Origin of the sequence: Ferruginibacter sp. (assembly GCF_031430955.1) — a bacterium.
Taxonomy (GTDB): domain Bacteria; phylum Bacteroidota; class Bacteroidia; order Chitinophagales; family Chitinophagaceae; genus Ferruginibacter.
In genome coordinates this window covers 1-6572 of the sequence record NZ_JANPCM010000025.1, presented here as the reverse complement: position 1 = coordinate 6572, position 6572 = coordinate 1, and the positions used below count along the sequence as shown (strand labels likewise).

The 6572-nt window shown below is 35.3% G+C and carries 5 protein-coding genes; 2 read left to right on the top strand and 3 right to left on the bottom strand.

What is annotated here, in order from left to right; genetic code table 11:
• Positions 1-631 (top strand): TonB family protein (locus ACY65O_RS00665; protein WP_462218917.1); only part of this gene is annotated, 631 nt, incomplete at its 5' end.
• Between the two features lie 75 nt (positions 632-706).
• Positions 707-1540, top strand: a complete 834-nt coding sequence (locus ACY65O_RS00660; RefSeq protein ID WP_462218916.1) for a DUF2911 domain-containing protein — start codon at positions 707-709, stop codon at positions 1538-1540.
• A 32-nt stretch (positions 1541-1572) separates the two neighbouring features.
• Here the strand turns inward: ACY65O_RS00660 and ACY65O_RS00655 are convergent, their stop codons facing one another.
• The 3 genes from ACY65O_RS00655 to ACY65O_RS00645 all read right to left on the bottom strand — a co-directional run.
• Positions 1573-3201, bottom strand: a complete 1629-nt coding sequence (locus ACY65O_RS00655) for a sodium:solute symporter family protein (RefSeq protein WP_462218915.1) — start codon at positions 3199-3201, stop codon at positions 1573-1575.
• A 410-nt stretch (positions 3202-3611) separates the two neighbouring features.
• On the bottom strand, positions 3612-6125 hold the full coding sequence (locus tag ACY65O_RS00650; protein ID WP_462218914.1) for a PIG-L family deacetylase: 2514 nt from the start codon (positions 6123-6125) through the stop codon (positions 3612-3614).
• Between the two features lie 151 nt (positions 6126-6276).
• Positions 6277-6572 (bottom strand): GxxExxY protein (locus ACY65O_RS00645; protein ID WP_462218913.1); only part of this gene is annotated, 296 nt, incomplete at its 5' end.

The window sequence follows — 6572 nt, the reverse complement described above, 5'->3', positions numbered from 1 at the left end:
AGGTTTAGGCGAAGCGGTAAGAGATCAGCAACTTAACAAAAGTTTTATTGCACAGGTAGTTGGTGTTGATAATACTCCACTGCCCTTTGCCAACATCAGTATTAAAAGCGAAAACTTTGGTACTTATGCTGATGTTAATGGAAACTTCAGGTTAGTGGCGGCAGATTCTTTGTTAACAGTGGAGATAAAATCAGCAGGTTATCAAACCAAATTATACACATTACAAAGTAATGTGCAGCAAAATAAAATTGTACTGGCCGAAGATAATCTGGCATTTAAAGAAAAAACAGTGGTGGGTTATGGAATAGAAACAAAGGGCAGGTTATCAAGAAGGGCAACACTTTTAAAAGATTCTGTTGTTAATGTAGAGCCTGCCGATGGCTGGGATAATTACAATACTTACGTTAATAATAATATTGAAATACCTGATGATATTTTGAAAAACAATATTCACGGGCAGGTAGAAATTTCTTTTGAGGTAAGGCCTAACGGCAGCATTACAAATATTAAAGTTGATAAATCGCTTTGCGATAATTGCGATGAAGCTGCAAAACGACTTATTGAACAAGGCCCGCAATGGAAAACTAAAACTGGTAAAAGAGGTAAAGGAAAAGTAACGGTACAGTTTTAAATTTTAATAAAGTATCAATCTGGTCAGACGGGATGTAAGACCATGCTGATACTTTTACTTTCTAAAAAATAATGTATGAAAAAAATACTGCCAATATTTATTGCGTTTGTTCTATTTACAGTTGCAGCAGCCGCACAGGTAAAAATGCCTGCATCATCGCCAACACAAACAGTTAAGCAGGATTTTGGTATGGGCACTATTGAAATTATTTACAGCAGGCCCAATACAAAAGGCCGTAAAGTTTATGGCGATCTTGTACCTTATAATAAATTGTGGCGCACCGGTGCTAATGCTGCAACAAAAATAACTTTTACTGATGCTGTTGAAGCAGGTGGTAAAAAAATTGATACCGGCACTTATGTTTTATACACGATACCCGGATTTGATATGTGGGAAATAATTTTGAACAAAGGTGTATCTAACTGGGGAATTGATGGCTATAAAGAAGGACAGGATGTTATTCGTTTTAAAACAGTGCCACAAAAAATGCGAACAAACTATGAAACATTTACCATGGAGTTTGCAAACATTAAACCTGAAAGTTGCGACCTGCAGATTATGTGGGAGAAAACGGCAGTAACTATTCCTATTACTTCAAATATTAAAGACCGTTTAAAAGCACAAATTGATAAAGCAATGCTGACAGATAAAAAACCTTACTGGCAGGCTGCACAATTTTATAAAGAGTATGATGATAATTTAAATAAAGCATTAGACAATTGTACTAAAGCAATTGAAGAAGATAAAAAAGCCTATTGGATTTATCTATACAAAGCAAAAATTCAACAGGAAATGGGTGATAAAGCCGGCGCAAAAATCAGCGCACAAAAATCTTTAGAGCTGGCTAAAGAAGCCAACAATGAGGATTATGTAAAAATGAATGAGCAGTTGTTGAAGAAGTTGAGATAAAACTCGAAAGAAATTATTTTAAATGCACTGCATTATTGCGGTGCTTTTTCTTTTACTAATGGTTGCAATAACATACTGAAGAAAATTACCAGCAAAGCGCCGATAACATTCAGCCATAAAAAAGAAATGATATCCATGCGGTAAATTATAATCACCAGCAATTCAGAAATAATAGCAGCACAAAAAACCGCATTCCCCTTTACAAATTTTAGCCAGAAGGCCACTAAAAAAACACCGAGTATTACGCCGTAAAATAAAGAGCCGATAATATTTACAGCTTCAATTAAACTGTTACCAATATTATAGGCAAACATGCTTATGATAATTGAAAAAATGCCCCAGGCCAAAGTGTACCATTGCGAAATTTTATAATCGTCAACATCAGTATCTTTTTTTGTAAAGAATTTTTTATGAAAATCAATTACAGTACATGCAGCCAGGGAATTTAGCGCTGCAGCAATACTGCCCCATGCCGCTAAAAAAATAATCGCAAAAATTAATCCTATTAAACCCACGGGCAAATTTTCTTTTACAAACCATAAAAAAATAAAGTTGGTGTCTTTGGTATCATCATTTTTCATCGCTCTCTTCATAACACCGGCATAAGTTTTTCTTAAAGCATTGGCCTCAGTTTTATCAGGCATTGCAAAAGCCGTATTATATTGCGCCTCCAGCATATTTAACGAATCTTTCTTAATGGTTTGTTTTGCCTGTTCCTGCGTTACTTTATCAAAATACACTGGCCCTTTAGTATACTGATAAAAAGAAAAAATTAAAATACCTATCAGCAAAATAAAAAATTGCATGGGTACTTTTACTAGGCCATTTATCAATAATCCTTTCCTGCTTTCTTTAATATTTTTTGCTGTTAAATATCTGCCTACCTGGCTATGATCGGTACCAAAATAACTGAGTGCTAAAAAAAATCCACCAATTAAACCACTCCATATATTGTATTTGTCTTTCCAGTCGAAGCCCTTATCTGTAAAGCCCGTGGTAATAATATTCATCTTGCCGTTTTGTCCGCCAACTTTTAATGCATCGGCAAAGTTGACCGCCTCCGGCAATAATTTTACAGCAAGGTATCCTGTTAAAAATAATGCTACAAAAACTATGATCATTTGCAGCTTTTGCGTATGTGCAACAGCTTTTGCGCCACCACTCATGGTATAAATGATCAGCAAGCCCCCCATTACCAAGTTGGTGTAATAAATATTCCAGCCCATTAAAGAACTTAACACCAGCGACGGTGCAAATATGCTAACGCCGGTGCTTAGCCCACGGGATAATAAAAATAATGCAGAGGTAAAAGTTCTTGTTTTAACATCAAACCGGTTCTCTAAAAATTCGTAAGCAGTATAAACTTTTAATTTACTGAATACAGGTACAAAAAAAATACTGATGACGATCATGGCCAATGGCAACCCAAAATAATACTGCACAAAACGCATTCCATCGCTGTACGCCTGACCAGGCCCGGTTAAAAAAGTTACAGCGCTTGCCTGCGTGCCCATAATGCTTAATAAAACTAAATACCAGGGAAGACTGCGGTTGCTTAAAAAATAACCTTCTAAATTTTTTGTTGTACGGCTTTTATAAATGCCATAAATAATTATGGAAGTAAGTGTAGTAATTAATATCGTCCAGTCAATGGTACTCATGCCCACAATCCACCAGCTGGCGGAGCTTTAAAGAGTATAATAATTTTATGTTCTCTTCTCTTATTCAAAGTAATTAATTAAAATACCGGGTAATTAAATAAAATATGATTATTTGCACAATTAAAAATAACAGTACACCTATGTACCATTTATTCCAATATGATTTTTCGTTTTGCATTTTTTTGTAACAAGCATTTGAATTTCTATCTACATCGTTGTGTCACTCACTTTTACGGAATACCTTTATTGAGCTTTAATTATGTTTTGCACAAGCACCTGTCGTTCCTACGGAACGGCGTTTAATCAACAACCTTATTTTCTACCCACCTTAAGCTCCTACGGAGCTAATAAAAAATAAACTACAGCAAATTATAAGTCGCTATTATCTCCTCTTCTGGGGGCGGAGGGGGTTACTTTATATATTTCACCCTCTTATTCGCAATTAGATTTGCAAACAACCGGTATGCACCGGGTACACCTGCAGGCAATTCTCTAAAGAAAACCAACCCTGTGTACACAAATCTTCCCTTACCATAATTAGCAATTATTAAACTTCCCTCCTGCTCTTTTTCGCCGGGATCTTTCATGCTCAATATTTTTTTATATGCCGTATCGGTATTTTCTGCGTTATAAATACTGCGTTCCTGTATCCATCCATCAAAATCTTTCGGTGTTATTTTATTGGGATAGTTTAATGCTTTATGATCGGGAATTAAAAAATTCACTTTAGCTTCTTCATCAGTAATTCTGTTGCGGCTGATGGTAAAAGGATAAGGCGCAATTTTACTTTTTACACTGCTGATGAAATTATTGGTATTGTATTGCGTAAATAAAACGCCGCCTTCTTTTACATATTGCATTAGAGCATCGTACACATTGGCCATCCACTCATTGGTGTTGTAGGCCCTTACACCAGTAACAATCACATCAAACTGGCGCAAATTATTTGGTGTAATATCACTTTCTTTTAGTGTTACTACTTTGTATCCCATTTGTTCCAATGCTTCAGGAATTTTATCTCCTGCACCGGGGATGTAGCCGGCGTAATTACCTTCAGTTTTTAAATCGAGGTTAATTATTTTTACTGGGTCCACATAATTGTAAACAATATCAGGTATGTGATCGTAATTAATCTTTCGCTGTCCAAACAATTGTTTTTGCAAAATATTTTTTACAGCAAAAATTCCATTGACTGTTAAAGCATCATTCTCATTCAATCCCGAGTTTGAAACTGGCACTGTAAAAACTTTCTTTTCGCCTTTTACAAAACTTGATAAATCATTAACTGCTGTTACATCAATATCATTTTTGTTGTAGATTAACTTTATACTATCAATAATTATCTTATTTGCCTGAACAACAAAATTTATGCTTTTAGTTTGATTTTTTACAGCACTATTTAAAAGTACTAACGAAGGCGAGCTGCCAATAAAAGCCGGCGTAATAATATTTACAGGTTCATACAATTCTCCTTTCACCGGATCGGTATATTTGTACACCAAAGGTTTAGTAAATACAAATTCTTTCCCTTCAATCATCATACTAAAATTCACACTTAACGGATCGTTTTCTGCTTTGCCAATTTTAAGCTGGTCATCTACATTAAAACTTCCTTTTTCTTTTTGATTTTCCAGCCAGTAAGGCTGCGTTAATTTTGTATCAGGTTGTATAAACCATGTATAATTTTTTACAGCATTGGTATTTTTTTTCAGCTGATCAAAAATTAAATAGGTGGTATCTATCTGTGCATCTGCATTTATAATGTTTGCACCACTTCTGTTATTTACATTAAGTGTAACTTTTAAACTGTCACCCTGTACAGCATATTGAGTGTTGGCAACTGCTTCCATAAATAACCCACTGCAGTTTTCAATTATTTTTTTTATCTCCGGTAACTTTTGTTCTTTCCAAAAGTTGTCAGAAACTTTATCAACAGTGTTATAAAGTTTAACCAAATCAGCAACTGATTTCTCAGGGTGTTCGGATGAATAGTTTGAGATAATTTTTTCAATATCGTTTTTAATAATCCCTGCAAATATATCCGGTACATGATCTGTTGCTGTTCTTTTCCAATCTAAATAAATCCCATCCATCAAATCATTTTTAGGTGCTTCTCCTTTTATGGTTTTAAAATATTCCAAAATACTTCCCCTTTGGCCCGGCACACCAAAGCCCTGGCTCTTGTGCATACTTCGACTGGTGGCAGCAATCTCTCCATAACTTTTACCCAGTATTGCATTGTAATCGCCGCAATCTAATTTTAACTGATCTTCCCGCTGTGTATTATTGCCGCCAAAATTAAAAGTATTCCAAAGCAAACGTTTAGCCTGCCACACACTCACATATTTTAATTGTTCAGGAAATTTTGTTGCATCAGCTGCTGCATCAAATGCTTCTTCGGCCAATATTGCCGATGCAGTGTGGTGCCCGTGCCCCCCTTCGCCTGTTGTTGGAAACCTTGATATAATAACATCAGGTTTAAATTTGCGTATCACCCAAACTACATCACTTAAAATTTTATCGTGCCCCCATATGCGTAAGGCTTCTTCGGGGCTTTTGCTAAAACCAAAATCGAATGCACGGCTAAAAAATTGTTCGGCGCCATCTACTCTTCTTGCGGCCAATAATTCCTGTGTTCTTATCAAACCCAAATCAACACCCTGCTCATCGCCAATTAAATTTTGTCCGCCATCGCCTCTGGTTAAACTTAAATAACCGGTGCGGTATAATTTTTCATTGGCCATGTAAGCAAGCAGTCTTGTGTTTTCATCATCAGGATGTGCGGCGATGTATAAAACCGAGCCGAGCACATTCAGTTTTTTTAATTGTAATAATATTTCGGAAGAAGTGTATGACTTGGGTGTTTGTGCTTTTGCTTCGCAAAAGAGCGCTACAAAGAGTAAAAATAAAATTTGCTTACGCAATTTGGGTTTGCCACAGAGTCACAGAAACACAGAAGATATGAATTTGATATAATTTACTTTTACCAGCTGATATTTTTTTTGTCTCATTATTTGTATTATTTCTGTGTTTCTGTGCCTCTGTGGCAATTTATGTTTGTTGCAAAAGCAACATTTAAAATATAACTCGTTTTATTTGAAGTTTTGCCCCTGCAAAGTTTAGTATCAATCCTACTTTACAACCAGATACTTTTAAATAATTTATAGTTTGTGCTAAATCTTCGGCTGCAATACCACCCTGCTTTGCTTTAATCTCTACAATCACGTTATTAAAAACAACAAAATCAGCAAAGAATTTATGTTTTAAAATTGCTTTCTTATAAAGTACTTCATATTCTTCTTCACGTTTATAAAAGTGATCATTTTCAGATAACTCATATTCTAATGCATCCTTATAAACAATTTCTAAAA